General features: G+C 44.5%; 19 protein-coding genes and 1 riboswitch. Of the genes, 11 read left to right on the top strand and 8 right to left on the bottom strand.

What is annotated here, in order from left to right; all coding sequences use genetic code 11:
* Window positions 1-30 precede the first annotated feature (30 nt).
* The 5 genes from cmoB (at window position 31) to R7H07_RS14965 (ending at window position 4894) form a co-directional block, all read left to right on the top strand.
* Window positions 31-1002, top strand: coding sequence for a tRNA 5-methoxyuridine(34)/uridine 5-oxyacetic acid(34) synthase CmoB (cmoB, locus tag R7H07_RS14985; protein ID WP_005387902.1), 972 nt, complete (start codon window positions 31-33; stop codon window positions 1000-1002).
* 276 nt (window positions 1003-1278) lie between these two features.
* Window positions 1279-2025: an ATP-dependent zinc protease gene (locus tag R7H07_RS14980; RefSeq protein WP_005378391.1), complete on the top strand. Its 747-nt coding sequence runs from the start codon at window positions 1279-1281 to the stop codon at window positions 2023-2025.
* Window positions 2026-2036: 11 nt separating this feature from the next.
* Window positions 2037-3542 carry an inactive transglutaminase family protein gene (locus R7H07_RS14975; protein WP_005378389.1) on the top strand — a complete coding sequence of 502 codons (1506 nt, stop codon included), beginning with the start codon at window positions 2037-2039 and terminating at the stop codon, window positions 3540-3542.
* Window positions 3543-3545: 3 nt separating this feature from the next.
* Window positions 3546-4514, top strand: a complete 969-nt coding sequence (locus tag R7H07_RS14970) for an alpha-L-glutamate ligase-like protein (RefSeq protein WP_005378387.1) — start codon at window positions 3546-3548, stop codon at window positions 4512-4514.
* A gap of 227 nt (window positions 4515-4741) precedes the next feature.
* A complete protein-coding gene (locus R7H07_RS14965; protein ID WP_005378381.1) occupies window positions 4742-4894 on the top strand; it encodes a hypothetical protein in 153 nt (50 codons plus the stop codon).
* 143 nt (window positions 4895-5037) lie between these two features.
* Here the strand turns inward: R7H07_RS14965 and mukB are convergent, their stop codons facing one another.
* The 4 genes from mukB to cmoM are packed head-to-tail and all read right to left on the bottom strand — an operon-like array spanning window position 5038 to window position 12341.
* Entirely contained in the window at window positions 5038-9501 is a 4464-nt protein-coding gene (gene mukB, locus R7H07_RS14960) for a chromosome partition protein MukB (protein ID WP_206959248.1), read from the bottom strand.
* Between the two features lie 2 nt (window positions 9502-9503).
* Window positions 9504-10229 (bottom strand): chromosome partition protein MukE, encoded by a 726-nt coding sequence (gene mukE, locus R7H07_RS14955; protein WP_192947903.1) that lies wholly within the window; start codon window positions 10227-10229, stop codon window positions 9504-9506.
* Window positions 10210-11547 (bottom strand): chromosome partition protein MukF, encoded by a 1338-nt coding sequence (gene mukF, locus R7H07_RS14950; protein WP_017634722.1) that lies wholly within the window; start codon window positions 11545-11547, stop codon window positions 10210-10212. The genes mukE and mukF overlap by 20 nt, the downstream gene beginning before the upstream one ends.
* A gap of 2 nt (window positions 11548-11549) precedes the next feature.
* Window positions 11550-12341 carry a tRNA uridine 5-oxyacetic acid(34) methyltransferase CmoM gene (gene cmoM, locus R7H07_RS14945; RefSeq protein WP_206959246.1) on the bottom strand — a complete coding sequence of 264 codons (792 nt, stop codon included), beginning with the start codon at window positions 12339-12341 and terminating at the stop codon, window positions 11550-11552.
* Window positions 12342-12455: 114 nt separating this feature from the next.
* Here cmoM and elyC point away from each other — a divergent pair, with 114 nt between their 5' ends.
* Window positions 12456-13241, top strand: coding sequence for an envelope biogenesis factor ElyC (elyC, locus tag R7H07_RS14940; RefSeq protein ID WP_005387893.1), 786 nt, complete (start codon window positions 12456-12458; stop codon window positions 13239-13241).
* A 72-nt stretch (window positions 13242-13313) separates the two neighbouring features.
* Here the strand turns inward: elyC and torR are convergent, their stop codons facing one another.
* Entirely contained in the window at window positions 13314-14024 is a 711-nt protein-coding gene (torR, locus tag R7H07_RS14935; protein ID WP_005378370.1) for a two-component system response regulator TorR, read from the bottom strand.
* A gap of 266 nt (window positions 14025-14290) precedes the next feature.
* Between torR and torD the strand changes: the two genes are divergently transcribed.
* The 5 genes from torD (at window position 14291) to R7H07_RS14910 (ending at window position 18637) form a co-directional block, all read left to right on the top strand.
* Window positions 14291-14938 carry a molecular chaperone TorD gene (gene torD, locus R7H07_RS14930; protein WP_005378369.1) on the top strand — a complete coding sequence of 216 codons (648 nt, stop codon included), beginning with the start codon at window positions 14291-14293 and terminating at the stop codon, window positions 14936-14938.
* 468 nt (window positions 14939-15406) lie between these two features.
* Window positions 15407-16411 (top strand): HTH-type transcriptional repressor PurR, encoded by a 1005-nt coding sequence (gene purR, locus R7H07_RS14925; protein WP_005378368.1) that lies wholly within the window; start codon window positions 15407-15409, stop codon window positions 16409-16411.
* A gap of 287 nt (window positions 16412-16698) precedes the next feature.
* Window positions 16699-16788: riboswitch (cyclic di-GMP riboswitch) on the top strand.
* A 116-nt stretch (window positions 16789-16904) separates the two neighbouring features.
* Window positions 16905-17495, top strand: coding sequence for a TfoX/Sxy family DNA transformation protein (locus R7H07_RS14920; RefSeq protein ID WP_005378367.1), 591 nt, complete (start codon window positions 16905-16907; stop codon window positions 17493-17495).
* Between the two features lie 114 nt (window positions 17496-17609).
* Window positions 17610-18296: a TVP38/TMEM64 family protein gene (locus R7H07_RS14915; protein ID WP_005378366.1), complete on the top strand. Its 687-nt coding sequence runs from the start codon at window positions 17610-17612 to the stop codon at window positions 18294-18296.
* Between the two features lie 20 nt (window positions 18297-18316).
* Entirely contained in the window at window positions 18317-18637 is a 321-nt protein-coding gene (locus tag R7H07_RS14910; RefSeq protein WP_017820033.1) for a DUF2007 domain-containing protein, read from the top strand.
* A gap of 31 nt (window positions 18638-18668) precedes the next feature.
* Here R7H07_RS14910 and R7H07_RS14905 read toward each other — a convergent pair whose 3' ends face one another.
* The 3 genes from R7H07_RS14905 to glgC form a co-directional block, all read right to left on the bottom strand.
* On the bottom strand, window positions 18669-19472 hold the full coding sequence (locus R7H07_RS14905; protein ID WP_005387891.1) for an alpha/beta fold hydrolase: 804 nt from the start codon (window positions 19470-19472) through the stop codon (window positions 18669-18671).
* Between the two features lie 109 nt (window positions 19473-19581).
* The gene (gene glgA, locus R7H07_RS14900; RefSeq protein WP_033905051.1) at window positions 19582-21039 is read right to left on the bottom strand and encodes a glycogen synthase GlgA; all 1458 of its coding nucleotides are present in this window, start codon (window positions 21037-21039) and stop codon (window positions 19582-19584) included.
* Window positions 21029-22246: a glucose-1-phosphate adenylyltransferase gene (glgC, locus tag R7H07_RS14895; protein ID WP_005378352.1), complete on the bottom strand. Its 1218-nt coding sequence runs from the start codon at window positions 22244-22246 to the stop codon at window positions 21029-21031. Before glgC ends, glgA begins: the two co-directional genes overlap by 11 nt.
* Window positions 22247-22478 lie beyond the last annotated feature (232 nt).

Here is a 22478-nt window from a genome sequence, read left to right as displayed (position 1 = left end):
TATACCCATCAACTCAGCGATTAACTAACTATGTTTAACTTTGCAAATTTCTACCAATTGATTGCCCAAGACACCCGTCTTCAACCTTGGCTTAATGTGCTTCCACAACAGCTAACGGATTGGCAAAATGCAGAGCACGGTGACTTTGGTCGCTGGTTGAAAGCCCTGAACAAAATCCCAGCGGGTAGACCGGACAACATCGACATTGTTGATTCTGTCACGATTTCAAACAATGAGCCGATGCCTCAAGGGGAACTTAAAAAGCTAGAAAGCTTACTTCGTACATTCCATCCTTGGCGCAAAGGCCCATACCACGTACACGGCATCCATATTGATACTGAGTGGCGCAGTGATTGGAAATGGGACCGCGTGCTTCCGCATATTTCACCATTAAAGAATCGCAGCGTACTCGATGTAGGTTGTGGTAACGGCTACCACATGTGGCGCATGCTAGGCGAAGGTGCACGCTTAACTGTCGGTATCGATCCATCTCACCTGTTCCTGATTCAGTTCGAAGCAATTCGTAAACTAATGGGCGATGACCAACGTGCACACCTACTGCCATTGGGCATTGAACAACTACCTAAGTTAGAAGCGTTCGATACGGTATTCAGCATGGGCGTGCTTTACCATCGCCGCTCGCCTCTCGATCATTTAGTGCAACTAAAAGATCAATTGGTATCTGGTGGTGAACTCGTATTGGAAACACTCGTGATTGAAGGTGATGAGAATGCAGTATTGGTCCCGACTTCTCGTTACGCGCAAATGCGTAATGTCTATTTCTTCCCTTCAGCAAAAGCCCTAAAAGTGTGGTTAGAATTGGTCGGTTTTGAAGATGTTCGTATCGTTGATGAAAACATCACATCCGTAGATGAACAACGTACCACAGATTGGATGACGCATAACTCTCTACCTGACTACTTAGATCCGAACGACCCAAGCAAGACTGTAGAAGGCTACCCTGCCCCTCGCCGAGCGGTTCTTGTCGCTCGCAAATCATAATTCGCTGAGATTCCTGACATTGTCTTAACTCATTTTACGAGTTAAGACATTACCCTCTTTCCTCGTAATGAGCGAGTTTGTTTTTTGAATCCATTTTTCACGTCAAAATATAAGCACGCTCTAAATAAGGATGCGCTTTTATGTCCTTGATTTTTGGCTTTTCATCACTATTCCTCAAACAATAAGTAATAGAGAAACATTCTTACTTGTGAGGCTTTATCGATATAAGCTAAACTCCTAAAAAATAAACAACTTAATCCAATCCCAAGGTTTTCAATGTTATTACGATTGACCCCGATTGTTGCCATCGCCTTACTATCTGGATGCTCACTAACCAAAGGCGAACAGTACCACCAAGAAACGTTAGCGGCGATTCAAAATTCAGAAGCGAATGTCAATAATCGCATTACCAACCTAGAGCTACAGCTCAGCAACCAATCGGACTATATCGACAGCCTTGAAGAACAAGTCGATAAACTACAGGTTGAACTTCTTACATTTCGCGATGAAGCAATGGCAGAAGTAAAAAAACCGAAAGAGCCGATTATTGTCCAATCTCCCGCTCCTGTGGAACCAACCCCAACTCACGATATTGTCCTTGGCTCTATCGAAAAGGTCACTGTAGAGTCGATTAAGCAAACTTTTGATGCACGTATCGACACTGGTGCCGCGACGTCGTCTTTAAATGCCGTTGATATTGAAGAGTTCGAAAGAAATGGCAAAAAATGGGTCCGATTCCACTTAGCAGACACCAGTAAATCCGAAGAAGAGAAAAGTACTTGGATCGAAGCTCCTGTCATTCGCTACGTCAAAATCCGCCAGGTTACCAGTGAAGAGTTAGAACGCCGCGCTGTGGTAGAACTTTGGGTGCGCGTTGGAAAAATTCATGAAAAAGCGCAATTTACGTTGGCAGATCGCTCACATATGAACCATCCTATTTTACTGGGTAGAGAATTTATGCGCGACATAGCACTTGTCGATGTAAGTCGTACCTATATCCAAACGGACGAAGATAAAAAATAATAAGGTAGATTATGACGTCAAAAATACCGTTTTACCTTTCTATCATCTTATTGGTGATTGCGGGCATTGCTCTGAGTGTTTTCAGACATGAAAACTACGGCGTGCCTTGGACGCCAGGCGAAACTCGCCAGGTATGGGATGTAGAAGCTCGTATTGAGTTCAATGCTAACGGCAACGAAGTAAAAGCGTCACTTGCAGCACCTCATACACAAAGTGGTTACACACTTATCGGTGAATCTGCTTCCTCATCAGGTTATGGCGTTTCCTACATCAATGACGATTCAGGCCGTCGTGCAGAATGGTCAATTCGCCAAGCTCAAGGGCCACAAACCATATACTACAAAGCCCAGTTCTTAGTAGACCCTCAGGCTAAAGTCACTCCTTTACCGCCAACGGAAGACATTACGCCACCAACGCTATCAGCACCACAAGCAGCAGCGGCAAATGCCCTTATCGAACGTGCGATGAGTCGCTCAGCCGATAATGTGACGTTTACTCGTGAGCTTATCAAAGCGCTTAATGACCCAGATAGCCAAAACTCGTCGCTACTACTGAACGATTTCAGCCGTACTGATGCACTGCATAATATTTTGCTTACCGCAGGTATACAGAGCAAAACCGTCGGTGTTATCGAACTAGAAGATGGTCGTCGACGCCAAACAATTCAACCAATGGTTCAGGTTTGGTCAGGTAAAGATTGGGTACTGTTTTCGCCAAAATCCGAACAAAAAGCAGTGAAACCCAACTTGTTAGTGTGGGATGAATCAAACGTATCCTTACTTGACCTTGTTGGTGGTAAAAATAGCCAAGTGCATTTCTCGATGATTAAGCAAGAAATGACACCACAACAAGCTACAAACAACAAAATAGAAGCAGATGGATTACTGAATATTTCAATTCATAGCCTACCTTTGGAAGAGCAAGCGATGTTCAAAACCATCATGCTCATCCCTATTGGTGCTCTGATCGTTGTGTTCTTGCGTGTGATTATCGGCCTGAAAACATCCGGTACCTTCATGCCTGTGTTGATTGCCGTTGCTTTTGTTCAAACTCAACTATTAACGGGTATTGTCGGTTTCTTGCTAATTGTAGGTACAGGCCTGATTATTCGAAGCTATTTGTCTAGGTTGAACTTATTGCTGGTAGCAAGGATATCTGCGGTCATTATTACCGTTATTATGATCATCTCGGTGTTCACCGTTGTTGCGTTTAAGATGGGCTTAACGGAAGGCCTAACAATTACCTTCTTCCCTATGATCATCTTGTCTTGGACGATTGAACGTATGTCAATCCTATGGGAAGAAGAAGGTGCGAAGGAAGTTGCCCTGCAAGGTGGTGGTTCATTGCTGACAGCGGTATTAGTTTACCTTGCAATGACGAACTCATACATTCAACACTTAACCTTTAACTTCATTGGTCTACAGTTGATTGTTCTGGCCGGTATTCTATTACTAGGTACTTACACAGGTTACCGCCTCACTGAGCTACGACGCTTCAAACCACTAGCGGAGGACTAAACGATGTTCGAAAGTTTTACTTCGCCGTCTAAGCTTCGCCATAAAGGCATTATGGGGATGAACAAGCGTAACCACAGCTATATTGGCCGTTACAATGATCGTTCTAAATACCCACTTGTCGATGACAAGCTAAAGACCAAAATTATTGCACAGGCAGCAGGAGCAACAGTTCCTGCCCTGATCGGTGTCATTCATAACCAAGCTGAAGTTAAGACTATCCACAAAATGGTTGAGAACTGGCCTGGTTTTGTGATCAAACCTGCACAAGGTAGTGGCGGTAAAGGCATTCTGGTTGTTACGTCTCATAAAAACGGGGTATATACCAAACCCTCCGGCTCTACAATTGGTAGGGATGAGGTCGAGCGTCACATTAGTAATGCGCTTGCTGGCCTTTTCTCTCTTGGTGGTAAAAATGACGTTGCTGTGGTTGAAAACTTAATCAAGTTTGATGACTGTTTTGATGGCTTCAGTTATGAAGGCGTACCAGATGTTCGGATCATCGTATTTAAAGGTTATCCAGTTATGGCGATGATGCGCTGCTCTACAGCGGCTTCCGACGGCAAAGCAAACCTTCACCAAGGTGCGGTAGGAGTAGGCATTGACATCGCGACAGGTAAAGCCGTCAGAGCGGTGCAGTTCGATCATCCAGTGACTCATCACCCTGATACAGGTAAAGACCTTTCGACCCTTCAAGTACCGCATTGGGAGCGCTTGCTGGAGCTTGCGTCAAGTGCCTGGGAAATGACAGGTTTGGGATACATGGGTACGGATATGGTGCTGGATAAAGATGAAGGACCTATGGTTTTAGAGCTTAACGCTCGCCCTGGTCTGGCAATCCAAATCGCTAATGGTGCAGGCTTACTTCCTCGTTTGAAACACATAGAGAGCCTTGGCACACCTGCTGAGTATCCAAAACCGATTGAACGCGTCGCTTACGCGGCAGAGCAGTTCGGTGTGAAGCCGTTGTTCTAACCCTCCGACATAATGTTCGTTATTACTCGCCAGTAATTGTCATGATTACTGGCGTTTTTGTTCCCGCATCCAAAAACCTTGCACTTACTCTCCTTATTAAACACATCCTTCTCATATATAAGTTGAATCAATGATCGAGCTAACAAAATCAACATAGATCGTTTCTTTTCTACTTTGCCTTTTGAGTATGATGAGAGCTCCCCTTACTCAACTTGAGAGGTTGGGAAATGCTAATAAAAGAAACAAATAATGATGAACCAGAGCTTGAAGAACAAGAGAGCTTAGACCAACACCTACAACGCTTGTCTGAGCTTTCTGTCCAAGCACTCGAAGAGCTTGCTGAAATGATCGAAGTCAGGGACGATATTCCAGAGGAATAAACGTCGCTTCCTCGTGAAGTTCCGCTAATAAGCCGAGACTGCCGTCCTACAGTCTCGGCTTGTCTTATGTTGTTCGAAGCCTACCTCGTAAATAGATACAAAAACGCCCGCGTTCATTGCGGGCGTTTTATTAGATTCGGAGTTTACGATTCAAACTCTTCAATCATCTCTTGCGCTTCAGTCTTAGGCTTATCCGTTTGACCAAAACCACGCAGACCAACTACGTGTACGTGCTCGTGGTCTTTAAACACCTTACGCACCAGTTTGTAGGTCGTACCTTTCTCTGGGCTGATGTTTTCAGGTGCCGCGATGAGAAGCTGCATATCCAGACGGTCACACAATTCGAACAATGTCGCGATCGATTTCGCATCCAGACGCGCGGCTTCATCCAAGAAGAGCAGACGACAAGGCACAATGTCTTTGCTGCGTAGACGACGAGACTCTTCTTCCCAGCTTTGAACAACCATAAGAAGGATTGACTGACCAGTACCGATCGCTTCACCTGTTGATAGTGCGCCAGACTCAGCCTGTAGCCAACCATCTGTACCACGGTTCACTTCTACACTTAGCTCTAGGTAGTTACGGTAATCCAGTAGCTCTTCACCCAGAACCTGAGGAGAACGTTGACCCATATCAATATGTGGGTTCACACGTTGGAACAGCTTCGCCATTGCTTCGGAGAAAGTAAAGCGAGTCGATTCAAACAGGTCTTTGTGCTGCTCTTGCTGTGTCGCTAGACCGTTCAGTAGCACTTCGTGACTTTCGCGGATCTTCACGTTCAGACGTACGCCCTTCACCTGACCGAACGAAATATTCGACAGGCCTTGGTTCAGCATACGAATACGATTTTGCTCACGCTGAATCGTCTTCTTAATGATGCTCGCTACTGACTCAGAGCTGATCGCTAAGCGGTTTTCACGTTGGGTTAGCTCTTCCGTTAGACGCGCTAGCTCAACTTCCATCTCTTCGATCGCTTCAACTGGATCATCAGTACGGATGATATCCTGACGAATGCGCTCGCGAAGATGTTGGTATACAGCAATATAGAACAGAACTTTACGCTCTGGACGTGCGTTATCTTCTGATAGACGCAGCGCATCACGCAGGTCGTCATTGTTCGCAACCGCTAGACGCAGCGCCCCCAATGATTTATCAGACATAGAACGCAGCTCATCCGCAGACATGTAAGCCAGTTCACGCTTGTGTAGACGACGCTCAACATCGTTCTCACGCGCTAAACGAAGTACTGAACACCAGCCAGCTTTCGCTGCAACCACGAAGGTACGCAACTCAACATATTCTTTCTGAACTTTCTTCAGGCGTTTCGCCAAGCCTTTCATCTCTAGTTCAGTAGAGGTGATCGTGCGCTCGTATTCGCTCTTACGACTGCGAGACGTGTGTAGACGCTCGTGCAGTTCGTCACGACGACGCATTGCACGTTCTTCTGCACCTTCGTCCGCGTTCACGCCAAACTCTTGAAGTTCTTGTTTGAACTCTTGAACCGTTTCCAGTTTCGCTTGGTGTGAACTCTTCAATGATGCCAATACTTGGTTGTATTGGTTCATTTGACCTTGCGACTGTTTCAACTCTTCACGAGAGCGTGTACGCATTTGTTCAGCTTGAACCAGTTTAGCTTTTAGCTGCTCACTCAGTTCGCTACTCTTGTTCAGTAGGTCTACTGAATCTGAGTAAGCGAAGTAGTGACGACGTTCAACGAGATCCGAGAGTGCAAAGATTTGCTTCTTAAGATCTTGTAGCCGCTCGTCTGCCGCTTTGTATTCTGCTTCTAGTGCATCGAATTGCTCTGGGTCAGCATCAAGCGCAGACGCAATATTCTCTAATTGCGCGACGGCTTTTGCATGGTTGCTTAAGAAGTTCTTCGCCTCTGCAAGCTGAGCGATTTTCTCTTCTAGCTCATCAAAACGCGCTTGCAATGACTCATCTTCAACAAGCACCATGTGTGACGCTAGCTTGTCCAGAGAAGACAACGCTTGCTTGCTGGTTTGAAGCTGAGAACGTTGTTGTTGCTCTTTCGCATCCAGATCCGCCAGCACGCGAGCAATTTGGTTACGCTTATCACGAATAGTTGCCAGTGCTTGTTCTGGATCGGCGTCAAAAGCAACCTGAATGTGGTTAGACACAAATAGGTTAAACGCTTGGTACAAGCGCTGCATTTTCTGAGAATCAAACGCCGCTTTTGCGTGTTTCTCTACCACTTCTTCTCGTTCGTTACGCAGCAACTCTAGACGCTGCTCACGTGCCGCACGGCCAAACAATGGGATCTCAGGCAAGCGAGAGTAACGCATTTGGCGATCGTTCATACGAACGCAAACCGCGCCCTCTAACTCTTCTGCATCGAACGAGCTGTCATCAAAGGCATCGATGTCACCTTCAATGATGTACAAGTCTTCTGGACAGTCGTCTAGCTCTACCAGTTTCTCTTCGATGCCTGACAAGTCAGAAACAACGATAGCGTGACGAGCCGGACCGTACATCGCACTGAAGTAAGGCGCGTCATCAATCGTGATGTCATCGTAGATCTCAGACAGCAATACACCGCCCAGCGTATCTGCCAAACCTTTCAGGCGAGGGTCATTTGAACCACCAGGAGAAGCAAGACGCTCAATCTCAGAGTCTAGCTGGCTACGGCGCTCAGCAAGCTTATCTTTAGCTAAAGACAGCTCCCTTTCTTGTTCAAGGACAACTTGCATGTGGTTCATTACCGCATGGCGATCCTCAAGCTCTTCACCGCTCTGCTCTCTCAGTTTCTCTAGCGCATCGTTCGCCGCAATCCAAGCTGGTGCTATTGCTTCAAGCTTACTGATTTCTGCCACCGCGTTTTGCTCTAGACGGCGCTGTTCACCACGCTGATCACGAACTTCTTCTTGAGCTATCTCTAGTGATTCGATTTGCGTCGCATGACGTTCACGTTCTTGTTCAAACGTAATCTCATCGGTTAGTTCAACGTGATATTGCTTTTTGTACTCAGCAACCAGTTCACGTGCTTGACGCTGCTGGTTAAGGCTGCGTTCGAGATCACGGTGTTGTGCTCGCCATTGCTGTTCGTTTTGTGCAATTTGTTGTGACTCACGCGCTTTCGCAATTGCAGTTTTCGCATGTTCAGACGCGTCTTTGCGCTCAACTTGACCAACGATGCTTTGTACCAGTTTAAGCGCGGTTTCAAACTGCTCTGCCGCTGCAGAAGACATGTCCAGTTTGTGCTTAACCGATAGCAACGCATTGGTGTTTTCTGATTCTTTGCTCTTAAGCTCAGAGACAAGCGCTTGAGCCGATTCCGCCGTTAGGCTGTCGTCGCCAAGTAGCTTCTTCGCTTTCTCCAGCGCTTGAACTGCTTGTTGATATTGAAGGGCGCGAGTTTGCTGAACGTCAAGAGCTTGCTGGTAATCAGCAAGTTGCGTCTTAAGGCTATCCACCTCTTCTTCTGCAACGGTAGCTTGCTCTTCCACCATCATCACGCGTTCTTGCGCTTCTTCCACTACCATCATTTGTTCTTCAAGACGCTCGCTCAGCTCTTCAAGATCTTCTTGGTAGCGTTCGATCTTCTCTTGCTGACGCAGCGCGTTTTGCACCAGTTGCAAGTGATCCGAAGCCGCTTGGTAATCTTGCTCTAGCGCCGATTCCGACTCGATCAACAGTTCCAGCTCTTCTTGAACGCGATTAAGCAGATTGTTTTGCTCAATCAAGGTCTCGCGAGAACCAAATAACTCTGAACGCAAAGACAATGTCTGTTCTAGTTTTTTACGACGCTCGTTAGCATGGCGCATATAGTCCGCTGCCACGTAGTTAGTCGACTCTGTGATCAAGTGTTTGAACAAGTCACGGTCTGCTTGCGTAGTTTTGATCGCTTCTAGCGTCATGCGGTTTTCACGCAGCGCCGATTCCATATCTTGGAACGCTTTCTTCACGCCGCCGTTTTGTGGCAGAAGGTAGTCACGTAGCGAACGGGTAATCGCACTTGAGATACCACCGTAAAGCGATGCTTCGATCAGGCGGTAGAATTTAGAACGGTCACCAGAGTTACGCAGTTTCTTCGGAATCACACCGAATTCAAACATTTGTGCGTGGTAATCCACGATAGAAGAGAACGCTTTGAACTGAACGCCTTCAAATTCCGCGATCGATTCTTTTACTTCGTTGATTTGACGTACACGAGCTTGAGTCGCAGATACGCTTTCAACCAAAATATCCGTTGGTTTCACATGGCTTGGAAGACCTTGGATAACAAACGGTTTGATGTCTACTTTCTTATCACGACCCGCAACTTGCTGCAGTTTTACTGCAAACAATAGGCGTTGGTTACGTGAGTTCACCACATCCAACGCCGCATAACATGCGCCCGGCTGTAGCTTACCGTACAAACCTTTGTCGCGAGACGATTGGCTGCTGCCTGCTTCGGTTGTGTTACGGAAGTGCAGTAGCGTTTGGTCAGGAATCAATGCGGTGATGAACGCCGCCATTGTAGTTGATTTACCTGCACCGTTACCACCTGATAGCGTGGTGACCAGACCATCGATGTCAAACGTACGGGCAAAGAAGCCGTTCCAATTGACCATGGTCAGCGATTGGTATTTACCGCGTTCAATCATGCTCATGCTTCACCCTCTTCTGTTGTTTCTTCTTGGGCTTGGTCGTCTTGATCTTCTTCAGACAATAAGCTGCCTTGGCTTGGCTCTTTGGTGTGCACTACTGCTTCACCATCACGGATTAGACGAAGCTGCGCTTCACGTATGTCATCGCCAATACGTACATCGGCACCAAAGCGGAATACCGCTTCACTGATGCTGAATTTACCGGTTTCACCGATGTTGATGATCATGCCTAGGCGGCGCAGACGACGAAGTGACGTACGTACTTTTTCAAACAGCTTTTCTTTATCAAGGTCAGAACCAGTCGCACGGTTCGTCACTAGCTTCATCAGCTTGTTTTCATCTGCTAGAGCAAGCAGTTCGTCGTACAGCTCTTGGTTAGTGAAGATGCCTTCGTGCGCAAGACGCTCTGGGCTTAGATAAAGGAAACACAGTACCTTACCCACCAGCATATCCAGTTCAGAAAGAACACTACGGCCAATCAGAGACGTTGAACGAGGACGAAGATAGAAGAAACCTTCTGGCGCTTTCACTAATTCGGTGTTGTAGCGTTGGTAGAAAGAAGAAAGCTCGAGTTCGAAATCCGACAGCAACGCGTGGTTGTCTAGATCTTCACTTGAGATATGACGCCCTGCTCGAAGCATGCTGTCTAGCGCTGGGAACAGAGGGTTAGAAATTGCTTTTGCCAGATTCTCTGACATGTATTCATTAGTATCGGTCGATGACATTCGCTTGTACCTTTGCCCCAAATTCGTTGATTGCTTTCCAGTCTGGTTGAATCGCTTGGTAATCCGATTCTGAATACCCTAGACGTACAGCTTGATCGACGATAATGCGAGCTAAATCAAAATGATGAGTGTAAGGGTGCTGTGCAAGGTAATCTCGCAGTACCACACTCAAATCGATTGGTGTGCCTTGATCTTTATGCGCTTTTAGCATGTCACCAATTCGCTCAGACAGCTCATCATTGACTTGTTGAAACTCTTCGTATTCTACTTCCATCGGAACTTGACCCGTGACCTCGTCATCACGCAGTACTAGGGCCTCATCACGAAGGTCAGAAAGCCTCTCCGCATCTGCATAAGTCAGATACCAAGGCGCATCGAAGTAATCTTTGACGGATTGACGCAGACGCGAGCTAAACGCACGGTTCTTATCCATATCGATTGCAGTACGGATAAACTTGTGTACGTGTCGGTCGTAACCAATCCAAAGGTCGATCGCTTGCTGGCCCCAGCTTGTGATTCGGTCCAGCTTCATTTGCAGACCAAACAAGGCTTCTTCGATGAACTCAAGCTCAGGGTCACCGTAAACAATTTCTTGAATATCGAGGATCTGAGTTTGCAGTTCATCACTGGCGGCTTGCAGCGTATCTTGAAGTTCACGCAACGTGCTTGATGTTTCTGACAGAAGTGCTTCACAGTTGTTGATCGCTTCGCGCCAGTCTTTGTTAAGCAGGTCAGCAATCTGTTGTTTCACTGACTGTTGCTGCTCATCCATAACACGTTGGTTGAGGTCAATTTGATCGAAAATTTCGCCTACAGAATATTTTAAAACACCGTATACGTTTTTCTTCCAGTGACCCGGTGTGCCACCTTTTTGTGCTGCCTCAATCGCTTTCGCCATTTCATCCGCTACCATGGATAGCTGGATAGATAGACGCAGTTTTGAGAACTCACGATGACGCACGTAGTAGTCGGTTATTCCTATCGCTAATGGCGACAAGCGGTAAATGCTCGCTCCGTCAGTAATCTCACTGACAAAACGGCTCATAAGACGCTGCTTAACCATCTCGTTGATCGCATTGTTCGCACGAAAAGCGGAGGCTTCGCCGGTCTCATCAAATAGTCGAGTGACGATGGCAAATGCATCATGCAGTTCACCTTCACCCAGTTCTTCATCGAACCTTTCATTACTCAGTACGGCAATGGCTATCAAAAATGCCAATCGCTCTGTGGTCAGGTTCAACGAGAAATCGTGCTGCTTAACCCAGCCAACCAGCTCATCGATTGGTTGCTCTGCAGCATTGAGAGTCATCTCACTCATTGTTATTCCTGTTTATCGTTCTTTTTAGCCCACACATGAATGTAGCGGCCTAATGAGAGGTATGGCTCTTGTCGACAAAGTTGTTTTTCTAGCGCCAACACATCTTCAAACTCGTAATCACCCATGTATTCCATATTGCCTATGTAATCACTAAATGAGCGAATACCAGATTTGCCACAAATATTAAAACCTGAATTTTCTATCCACTGGTAGACTTCTTCAGGTTTTAAGCCTTTTTGCGGCTGTAGTTTAAATCTTTTTCGGTGAGGCATGCCGTCTAATATATGAGGAATGTTGCCACAAACCACGTTTTTATAGACTAAACCGTGGTGGTTGTAGAACATGACTGATGCGATGCCTCCCGGTTTTACTTGTTCTAGAACTGTGTCAAGTGCGACCTTAGGATCAACCAGCCACTCCATCACAGCGTGGAACATAACCAGATCGACCCGTCCATCCATATGTTCACCGATGGATTGGACAGGCGAATGAATCAGGCGATACTGCTCAAGCAAACCGTTTTTTTCAATATCCTGCTTAGCCAACTGCAGCATTTCCGAAGATAGATCACATAAAGCGATTCGATGTCCGAGCTTAGCAAGCTTTTGCGACATTTGTGCCAAACCACCACCAGCGTCTAACACTTCTAGGGGTTGCTGGTCAGCATCTAATTCACTTAGAATCTGTAGAAAATCTTCCCACACAATGATTTGGCGGATCTCCCCTTTATCGGAGCCGTAAATATTTTTTGCAAATTTGTGGGCGATATCGTCGAAATTGCGGTCTTCTGTCACTTCTGCTGAGTTATCATAACGGATTGTGCCGCTATTCTGGCACAAGGAAAGCAGGAATAAAGAGGGATACCCTCATTTTTATTATCAATTGATGTTTTTTCGGACTATTTATGTATGTTTGAGCTGAAAAAAGTAGTGTCAGCCATGCTTATGCCCCTTCCGGCATTGCTGCTGATAGGCTTGTTGGGTCTTGCTCTCATTAGTTTTACTACAAAACGTAAAACTGGCTGCTTCGTTGTTCTATTCTCTTTTGTTGGCATTTTTCTTGTTGCCTTCCAACCTGTTTCAACCAAGCTTCTTATGCCGTTAGAGCGAGAGCATAAAGCCTTTTTGCCAGTTTCTGGCACCATCGACTACGTGATGGTTTTAGGGAATGGTCATGTTATCGATGACGAAATTCCACCCACCTCGCAGTTAAGCCGTGCAGCATTAATGCGCTTAACTGAGGGCATTCGTATTTTAAGAATGTATCCAGGCGCGAAATTAATCTTATCCGGCTATGCTGGCGGATCTGAAATTAGCCACGCGCGAATGATGGCGAACGTTGCCCTTGCGTTGGGAGTCGCGAAATCCGATATCATTTTATTAGAAGATGCGAAAGATACGTGGGAAGAGGCGCGTCAAGCGGCTGCATTCGTTCAACAAAAGGAGATTGTGTTAGTCACTTCTGCGAGTCACATGAGCCGTGCATTGTATGAGTTCAACGCAGCAGGCATTAAACCAATCCCAGCTCCGACCAACTTCTTAGCTATTAGCGAAATCAGTCAACCTTGGGATAAATACTCACCTAAAGCGCGTTACTTAGAACAAACAGAGCTTTATTGGCATGAGTACTTGGGCAGTATTTGGCAAAGGTTGCGTGATACTGTCGGCCAAACACCAATGGTTGAAGCAAACTAGTATTATCTTGAAGCCACAAAAAAGGAGAGCCGAAGCTCTCCTTTTTCTTTTTACGATTGAGTTATGTTCAAACTAGTCACCAGCAAACATATAGCCTTCGCCGTGTACCGTTACAAAAATCTGTGGGTTCTTAGGATCGAACTCCATTTTTGCGCGCATACGTCGAATAAGAACATCAATGGTGCGGTCATTCGGCGCATCCACTCGATGGCTGATCATGTTCAAAATACGCTCACGACTTAACACCTGGTTAGGGTAAGACGATAATGCCACCAAAAGTTCATACTCTGCTTTAGTTAGTTTTACTGGCTCACCGTTGCGGCTAAGTGCGCGACGTTGAATGTCGAATGTCCACTCCCCAAAGCGCACAATGTGCTCTTCACTGGTTTCATTCGCTTTCGAGCTGCCACTGCGCGCTGCTGAAATACGCCACAGCAAGTTTTTAACGCGAACTAACAGCTCTCTCAGTTCAAAAGGTTTTGTCACATAATCGTCAGCACCCATTTCTAGGCCTACGATTTTATCAATGCTATCCGTGCGTCCTGTTACTAATATGATACCAATATCCGATTGGCTACGTAACTCACGAGTAAGCATCAGGCCGTCTTCACCAGGCAGGTTAATATCCAGCATGATCAGGTCTACATCGCCCGCTTGCAAAACTTCACGCATTTCTGCGCCACTCTCTGCTTCGCTGACTTGGTAGCCCTCATTTTGGAAATATCCCGCAAGCTTACTACGAGTTACAACATCATCTTCTACGACTAATACGTGATAGCTCATTTACACCACTTTTCTGTCTTCTTATTATCCAAGACGTATTCTATTCATAACTAGTAACATTTCTAGTCATAGATACATTAAAACGCAAGATTTAGCGTTTTTATTGATTCAAAACAAGCTTGCCCATTGCTATTAATAAACGGTCATTTTTGACCATAAAACATAACAATTATAGTTACTGCTATTCATTTTAATTGATTACACTTAGGGGATATCCCTAATTGACTTTGTGATGCATGACTTGAAGCATCATTCAGGAGCCCAAAATGCAAGAAGTGAAAGCTTTTAATGAAAAACGCGCTGAAATTTACTGGTGGTTTTCGAGCTTGTTCGCAAAAGAACTAACAGAGAAAGAATTGGAAGCCTATCACAGTGTTGAAATTCGCAGTTTTCTCGCAGGTTTAGGTGAAAATGAGTCGCTGAAACCAGCTGTTGATAGCCTAGTTGATGCATTGAATCGGTTACAAGATCGTGAAGATGCACAACTAGAGCTTGCAGCTGACTTTTGTGAACTGTTTTTGAAGACAGAAAAATACGGCGCTCTTCCTTACGCATCCATGTACATTGGTGAATCAGGTTTACTGAATGACAAGCCAGCTGAGGAAATGGAAAAGTTGATGGCTGAATTTGGCGTTCAAGTAGACGAAAACCTAAAGGAACCTGCGGATCACTTAGCCGTTGAGCTCGACTTTCTCGGGAACATGATTATCCGCTCAAACGAGCTTGAACAAGAAAAACACATGGAAGAAGCCTTCGTTAAACAAAACGACTTTATCCAGCAACAATTGATGTCTTGGTTACCTCAGTTTTCAGACAAATGTAAAAAATTCGACGAATTTGGATTTTACTCGAGTGTCGCGAAACTATTAGTTGCATTTTGTAAACTAGACAGCGCCTACCTTCTTGGTGAATAATTGCCGCCTATTTTTAGGGAGCCTGCCTATCGGGCTTCCTGTATGCCTGAAAGTGACCAATTGTAAGTAACTTGGGTATAATATTCGTTTGCCTTAACTTAGCGCAAAGACGCTTGGTTATTTAGCAGTCAAAATGTGACTTCAAATACACAAATCTCTTGCTGAAAACATTGCTAGTCAGTCCACATAGGGCTAAAATGTGAGCGCAAACGATTAAATATGATTTATATGTAAACCGCTGAAATATAGCGGTTTTTGTGTTTTCTTAACAGGTTGATGGCAATTTCTCATCAGATAGAAAAAAGATAAAATTCATCGACCGATGCTGCTACGCACCCTTTTGTCGCACTTGGATCAACCGCTGCCGAGACACTTAGCGCCAATTTTAGATTGCTAGGTGTGAAACCATTAGAGCATCAGGTACATCCAATACGACATATTTCAGTAGCTCGATACAGGACACCATTTATGGCCACGATAAAAGACGTTGCTCGCTTAGCCGGCGTTTCCACTACGACAGTTTCGCACGTTATCAATAAAACGCGTTTCGTTGCAGAAGCAACGCAAGAAAAAGTAATGAAAGCCGTTGACGAGCTGAATTACGCGCCAAGTGCCGTTGCACGCAGCCTAAAATGCAACTCAACTCGTACGATTGGCATGTTAGTAACTCAATCAACTAACCTATTTTTCTCAGAAGTGATTGATGGCGTTGAGAGCTACTGTTACCGCCAAGGCTATACTCTGATTTTATGTAACACAGGCGGGATTTACGAAAAACAACGCGATTACATTCGTATGCTGGCTGAAAAGCGCGTTGATGGCATCCTTGTGATGTGTTCTGACTTAACCGAAGAACTAAAAGAGATGCTTGACCGTCATGCGGACATTCCTAAAGTGGTCATGGATTGGGGCCCAGAGAGCTCACAAGCAGACAAGATCATGGATAACTCAGAAGAAGGTGGCTACATTGCAACCAAACATCTGATTGACAATGGTCATACGGATATCGCTTGTCTAAGCGGTCATTTTGAAAAGCTTGCTTGCCAAGAGCGCATTGCAGGTTTCCGTCGCGCAATGAGCGAAGCGAACCTAGCTGTAAATGAAGACTGGATCCTTGAAGGTAACTTTGAATGTGATACGGCCGTATTAGTTGCAGATAAAATTACCGCAATGGACAAGCGCCCGACGGCGGTATTCTGTTTTAACGACACAATGGCTCTAGGCCTAATGAGCCGCTTGCAACAAAACGGGATCAAAATTCCTGAAGATATTTCAGTGATCGGCTACGACAACATCGAGCTTGCGGAATACTTCTCTCCACCGCTAACGACTATCCACCAACCTAAGCGTCGTGTTGGTAAAAATGCATTCGAAATTCTACTTGAGCGTATCAAAGATAAAGAACACGAAAAACGAATTTTCGAAATGCAACCTGAGCTTGTAATTCGAAATACTGTGAAAAAAATGAACTAAATTTCACTGTATTTAACCGTGTTAAATAAGCGCTCTATAGGGGTGCTTATTTTTTTGGGAAAATTAAGCATTCTCTAATACTTCACACTGCTCTAATAACAATTGACTAACGTTAACTCCCTGTTTTATATAAATGTAATATATATTAAGAACTACTTTTCAAAGGCCAATTTACACCTTTCCATATGCAAAATAGAGCATTCAATCTATCATTTTTATTGAACCGAAATCACACTTTTAACGCTAAACCGTGATGTTAATTCAATATAAGAAGTATGCTCATTGTGTCACGCACAGGGCAAACCATTCGAAAGAGTGGGACGCAAAGCCTCCGGCCTGAACCATATTACGATATGGAAGGTAGCGGGGTTACCGATGGCAAGTGTGTAAGCAATGACTTTACTCTGTAATGACATTGTTTTTACGCATGTTTGCTACTCTCTCGGACCTGACTTTTGGTGGCGTAATATTAATTACACCGAGATAACAAAACATGGATAAACCGATACTCAAAGACTCTATGAAGCTATTTGAGGCACTTGGTAATATCAAGTCGCGCTCAATGTTTGGTGGCTTCGGACTATTCGCTGATGAAACAATGTTTGCACTAGTGGTAAACAATCAGCTTCATATCAGAGCAGACCAAAAAACTTCATCTGACTTCGAGAAACAAGGGCTAAAGCCTTACGTTTATAAAAAACGTGGCTTCCCAGTCGTTACAAAGTACTACGCTATTTCCAGCGATTTATGGGAATCAAGCGAACGCTTAATCGAAGTAGCGAATCAATCATTGAAAAAGGCAAAGCTTGAGAAAGAACAGCAAGCAAGTACAAAGCCTAACCGTTTGAAAGATTTGCCTAACTTACGACTGGCTACCGAGCGCATGCTAAAAAAAGCCGGCATCGAATCCGTAGAGAAGCTTGAAGAGGAAGGTGCGCTTAACGCCTATAAAGCGATAAGAGATACGCACTCTGCAACCGTCAACATTGAGTTGCTATGGGCACTAGAAGGTGCTATCAACGGCACTCATTGGAGTGTGGTACCTCAAGCTCGCCGAGATGAGTTGATGAACGGCCTCCAATAAAAGTCGGCCTAAAAACTATCTTGTAAAACCGCAGTCTAATCTGCGGTTTTTTTGTGAAATTTTTTCGGTTTTCCTACTGTCTTATTACATATATCCCAAATTGGAATCAAAATTATGAATAAGAAACTGATTTTAGGTCTCATCCTACTAGCGGCTATCGTCTTTTTAGGTATTAACTTTGGCCAGTATTTAACCTTAGAGAATGCAAAAGCCCAACAAGAAGCACTAACTACATACATCGATCAGAATTTTGTATTCTCGGCTGCGATTTACTTTTTTACCTACATTGCAATTACCGCTTTTTCTATCCCAGGAGCGGCAGTAGTCACCTTACTTGGTGCAGCCTTATTTGGTTTTTGGACAAGCTTGCTACTGGTTTCTTTCGCTAGCACTATGGGGGCAACACTGGCCTTCTTGAGCAGCCGATACTTATTGCGTGACTGGGTACAAAACAAATTCGGAAATAAACTCAACGCAATTAATCAAGGTGTCGAAAAAGACGGAGCTTTTTATCTATTTTCCTTGCGTCTAATCCCTGTATTCCCTTTCTTTCTAATCAACTTACTGATGGGCTTAACGCCGATGTCTGTAGGTAGATTTTATCTCACTAGCCAAATAGGTATGCTGCCAGGCACAGCCGTATATCTGAATGCAGGTACTCAATTAGCAACAATTGAAAGCCTATCGGGCATTGTTTCACCCGCAGTATTAGCGTCTTTTGCGCTATTGGGACTATTTCCAATCATCACTAAATGGGTTATGAATAAAGTAAGGCCGACACCAAGTCAGCAAAACTCGTAATTGGTGAAGTGGGTATTTTGATGAAAATATTTATCGCTAAAAACCCAGCAGAAGCACACATTGTATGTGAGCTGCTTAAAGTGGAACAAATTTACTGTGAAGTTCGTGGAGAAGGTATTTTCGGCTTAAAAGGAGAACTGCCGTTTGGTGATGATACCGATCCTTATGTGTGGCTTTTTGACACTGCACAAAAGATGAAAGCTGAAGAAATAGTAAAAGCATATCGAAAACAATCCGATAGGCATGAGTATCAAGATTGGCAATGCCCAAAATGTCATGAAATAAACGAAGGGCAATTTGGTGCATGTTGGCAATGTGGATATCAACTAGGAGAGCTATAGCGGCTCTCCTATTCAGTGGATGCACTCAGTTTTAAGCACATACAGCTTGCTGTTTAATAAACTCGATGGAGTGTTGATTGAAGTCTTCTGGACGCTCTACATTGCATACATGACCACAATTCGGGATTTCTCGTAGAATGCTGAGCTTATGTGCTGCAACCATTTCTTTGACAGGTTTAATAAACATGTAATCCCTGTCGCCCATTAAGTAAAGAGTCGGAATGGGTAACTCTCGATCTTTAAAATATTTCATTAACGGATTTACATCAGCGGCGAGAATAAACCAACGTTTAAATTCTTTTTGGCAAAGCTTCTTGGCTTCGCGAATAAAAAGGTGGCGAGATTCTCGTTGGCTTCTTTGAGGCATAACAATATAAGCGAACAGTTTGTAGAGCCACATGTACGGTAGGATATGCTTACAAAAATTACCTAATTTCACCAATATCTGAGAACGAGTGTTAAGCCTTGTGACAGCACCGCCGAGCACCATCGAACGTACGCGCTCTGATGACAATTCAGCAAGGTTTCGAACAATAATAGTACCAAGCGACATACCGACAAAATGAGCGGATTGGATCTTTAAATGGTCCAATACTTTCAAAATATCTTGGGTAACTTCCGTAAAGGTATAACGGCTAGCAATGAGCTCTTTAAGTAACTGATTTGACTTTCCATGACCTCTTAAATCGATCAGCAATAAGTTAAAGTGTTGCTTGTAAGCTTTAATTTGCTTGAACCAGATAGAAGAGCTACCACCAGCACCGTGCACAAATACAACCCACTCATGACTAGTAGGGTGCAAATAGGTTTTATGAAAAAGTAGCGGCTGGGTCATATTGAGTATCAAAAAGATCGTGCTATTGAGTAAAAAGCCATCCTACCACACTCCCCTTACTCAAGATAATAAAGGCACCTCATTCGGTGCCTTTCGTTACAATTTTAAGTCAAACTAACGCTGAGTGGTAAAGCTGCAAATAAGATTCTGCGGCCTTTTGCCAACAAAAGTCTTGTTGCATCGCGTGCAACTGTACTTTATTCACTTCAGGCTCGTTTTGAGCGTAGAGCAACAGTGCCCTTAGCATCGTTAACAACAATGCCTGCGGTGTCGGTTCGAAAAAAACAAACCCCGTTGCTTCAGATGGGTTTACATCATAATCGCTAACGCTGTCCTTTAAGCCACCAACACCGCGTACTATCGGTAATGTCCCATAAGCCATACTATAGATTTGGTTTAAGCCACATGGTTCAAACTCAGAAGGCATCAAGAAGAAATCAGAACCAGCTTCAACGATATGCGCAAGTTCATTGTCATACGCTTCTACAAAGGCAAATTTGCTAGAAAACTGCGCGGCAACCTCTCGTAGCTGAGCGGCAAGAATAGGGTCTCCGGTCCCAACGACAACTAGCTGAACATCGTGCTTCAAAAAATCGGCCAAAGCAGGCAACAAGTAATGAACGCCTTTCTGCTGGGTCAATCGACAAACCATACCGAACATAGCTACATTTTTTTCGGGCAAATTTAGTCGTTGTTGTAATGCTTTTTTACAAGCTTTCTTCCCTTGCGACATACTTTGCTGGTCGGCGCAGTAATTAACTGGCAAGTAAGTATCCGTTTCCGGGTTCCAAGCACTGTAATCACAACCGTTCAAAATACCAACTAAGTCCTGCGCGCGTTGCTGAAACTCCCAAGCCATTCCATGACTGCCAAGCTCTGTTTTGAGTTCCTCTGCGTACGTAGGGCTGACCGCGTTTATCTTATCTGCATTCATTACACCAGCTTTGAGCATCGTAATATGCGTTGCACTCACCGCAGCATCGGGAACGTTTCTACAATGAAACTCTGGCAAACACTGCACGTCTTCATAACTAAATACGCCTTTAAAGACCGCATTGTGAATTGAAATGACGCTTTTAGTATGAGCAAAAAACGGATCATTGCCATACCTGTGCTTGAGCAAAAATGGAACAAGACCTGTGTGCCAATCGTTCGCGTGTATGATATTAGGTTGAAAGGCGAGCTTGGGTAACATGTCGAGACATGCTGCACTAAAAAACGCAAAGCGCTCGCCGTTATCAGTATACGCTTGGTTGTTCTCCGCATACATTGATGGTCGATTGAAATACGGCGGACAATCAATCAGGTAAACAGGATTTTGACCTAACATGAGCCGCAAAACTCGGTACTCCGTATGCGGCCATGATGTTAATTCTGTTTCTAATACAACTTCTGCGTCTGCGAGTTTATCAATACTGCTGTACGCAGGGATGGTAATTCTTACGTCTTGCTGTAGGTTTTGAAGGGCTTCCGGTAGTGCCTTGGCAACATCTGCCAAGCCACCACTTTTAATGAGGCCTTCAACCTCAGAAGCTACAAACAGAATAGATAAGTTGTTAGTAGCCAACTCGAGCTCCTTTCGGAATAACAACAATGCCCTCCTCAGACACGTGGAAGTGTTTTTTATCTTCTTGAAGATTCACACCAATCTGAGTACCAGGAGCAATATCAGCATCCTTGTCGACAATCACACGACGTAAAACACAGCCTTCGCCAATTTTTACGTCACCAAGAAGTATACATTCGCTGATATCGCAAGCAGAAGCAATATTACTGCGAAAACCAAGCACCGACTTTTCGATTCTTGAGCCTCTAACATAGCTGCCATTACACACTAAACTATCGATTATCTGCACACGACCATTATCAGAGTCGGTAAATGTCGCAGGTGGCAATGGTGGGTAGTAAGTGTGCAATGGCCATTTACGGTTGTACAGCGAAAATGGTGCATCTTTTTCTAGCAGATCCATATGCGCTTGCCAGTACGCATCAATAGTTCCGACATCACGCCAGTACACCTCTTCTTTTTCGCCACTGATTTTGTTGGTACTGAAGTCATACACGAACACATCACCTCTAGGGAACATCTTTGGAATGATGTCCTTTCCAAAATCATGTGATGAAGCTTCATTATCCGCATCTTCGACCAACTCTGAGAACAGTACCTGAGCTTCAAAAACATAGTTACCCATTGAAACTAAAGCGTAATCAGGATCACCAGGAATCGACTTCGGATTTGCTGGTTTTTCTTCAAAGCCAATCATACGACCTTCGCTATCCACTTCGATAACCCCAAATTGCGACGCCTCTTTTAGTGGCATGCGCAATGCAGATACCGTCAGAGAAGCCTTCTTTTCTGAGTGGAAGTTCAGCATTTGTTTGATATCCATCTTATAGATATGGTCAGAGCCAAAAATACAAACTTGCTCTGGTTCCTCTAATTCCATAAAACGCAGGTTTTGATAGATCGCGTCCGCCGTCCCTTCGTACCAACGTTTACCAGTACGCATTTGAGCGGGAATAGGATCGATAAAGCGGTCTGTAATGCCGTTGATGTTCCACCCCTTTTTTAAGTGATGGAATAAAGATTGAGATTTAAATTGGGTTAGGACGTAAATGCGCATCAGATCCGCATTAACAAAATTGTTTAGAGCAAAATCGATCAATCGATAACTACCACCAAACGGTACCGAAGGTTTACTGCGAGATTCCGTTAAAGGTCTCAAACGAGAGCCTTCACCGCCAGCAAGAATCATTCCCAAAACACCAGCCATTTGTTGTTCTCCATATCGTTATAGCTTGGATTTGGTACTCGCTTGAATGAGTCATACTCGGGGAGTCAAGCGAATACATTTAGCAACCGTCTCTGAGTTTCTGTGAACTCTTACAACACGGATAAAAAAGCTACGGTACTTCCAGTATGCAACGTCCACTCTTTCCTTATTTTTTGACGCAAACAATGCACACAGTTGCACTAATTTTTGTAATAAATTATCTAAGCGGGTT

This window comes from Vibrio sp. Vb1127, assembly GCF_033338735.1.
GTDB classification, from domain to species: Bacteria; Pseudomonadota; Gammaproteobacteria; order Enterobacterales; family Vibrionaceae; genus Vibrio; species Vibrio alginolyticus.
This window is presented reverse-complemented; position numbering and strand designations above follow the sequence as displayed.

What these genes read in the sequence shown, in the direction of transcription:
- cmoB (WP_005387902.1), top strand. Translation starts at nt 31, where the DNA reads ATGTTTAACTTTGCAAATTTCTACCAATTGATTGCCCAAGACACCCGT.
- R7H07_RS14980 (WP_005378391.1), top strand. Translation starts at nt 1,279, where the DNA reads ATGTTATTACGATTGACCCCGATTGTTGCCATCGCCTTACTATCTGGA.
- R7H07_RS14975 (WP_005378389.1), top strand. Translation starts at nt 2,037, where the DNA reads ATGACGTCAAAAATACCGTTTTACCTTTCTATCATCTTATTGGTGATT.
- R7H07_RS14970 (WP_005378387.1), top strand. Translation starts at nt 3,546, where the DNA reads ATGTTCGAAAGTTTTACTTCGCCGTCTAAGCTTCGCCATAAAGGCATT.
- R7H07_RS14965 (WP_005378381.1), top strand. Translation starts at nt 4,742, where the DNA reads ATGCTAATAAAAGAAACAAATAATGATGAACCAGAGCTTGAAGAACAA.
- mukB (WP_206959248.1), bottom strand. Translation starts at nt 9,501, where the DNA reads ATGATTGAACGCGGTAAATACCAATCGCTGACCATGGTCAATTGGAAC.
- mukE (WP_192947903.1), bottom strand. Translation starts at nt 10,229, where the DNA reads ATGTCATCGACCGATACTAATGAATACATGTCAGAGAATCTGGCAAAA.
- mukF (WP_017634722.1), bottom strand. Translation starts at nt 11,547, where the DNA reads ATGAGTGAGATGACTCTCAATGCTGCAGAGCAACCAATCGATGAGCTG.
- elyC (WP_005387893.1), top strand. Translation starts at nt 12,456, where the DNA reads ATGTTTGAGCTGAAAAAAGTAGTGTCAGCCATGCTTATGCCCCTTCCG.
- torR (WP_005378370.1), bottom strand. Translation starts at nt 14,024, where the DNA reads ATGAGCTATCACGTATTAGTCGTAGAAGATGATGTTGTAACTCGTAGT.
- torD (WP_005378369.1), top strand. Translation starts at nt 14,291, where the DNA reads ATGCAAGAAGTGAAAGCTTTTAATGAAAAACGCGCTGAAATTTACTGG.
- purR (WP_005378368.1), top strand. Translation starts at nt 15,407, where the DNA reads ATGGCCACGATAAAAGACGTTGCTCGCTTAGCCGGCGTTTCCACTACG.
- R7H07_RS14920 (WP_005378367.1), top strand. Translation starts at nt 16,905, where the DNA reads ATGGATAAACCGATACTCAAAGACTCTATGAAGCTATTTGAGGCACTT.
- R7H07_RS14915 (WP_005378366.1), top strand. Translation starts at nt 17,610, where the DNA reads ATGAATAAGAAACTGATTTTAGGTCTCATCCTACTAGCGGCTATCGTC.
- R7H07_RS14910 (WP_017820033.1), top strand. Translation starts at nt 18,317, where the DNA reads ATGAAAATATTTATCGCTAAAAACCCAGCAGAAGCACACATTGTATGT.
- R7H07_RS14905 (WP_005387891.1), bottom strand. Translation starts at nt 19,472, where the DNA reads ATGACCCAGCCGCTACTTTTTCATAAAACCTATTTGCACCCTACTAGT.
- glgC (WP_005378352.1), bottom strand. Translation starts at nt 22,246, where the DNA reads ATGGCTGGTGTTTTGGGAATGATTCTTGCTGGCGGTGAAGGCTCTCGT.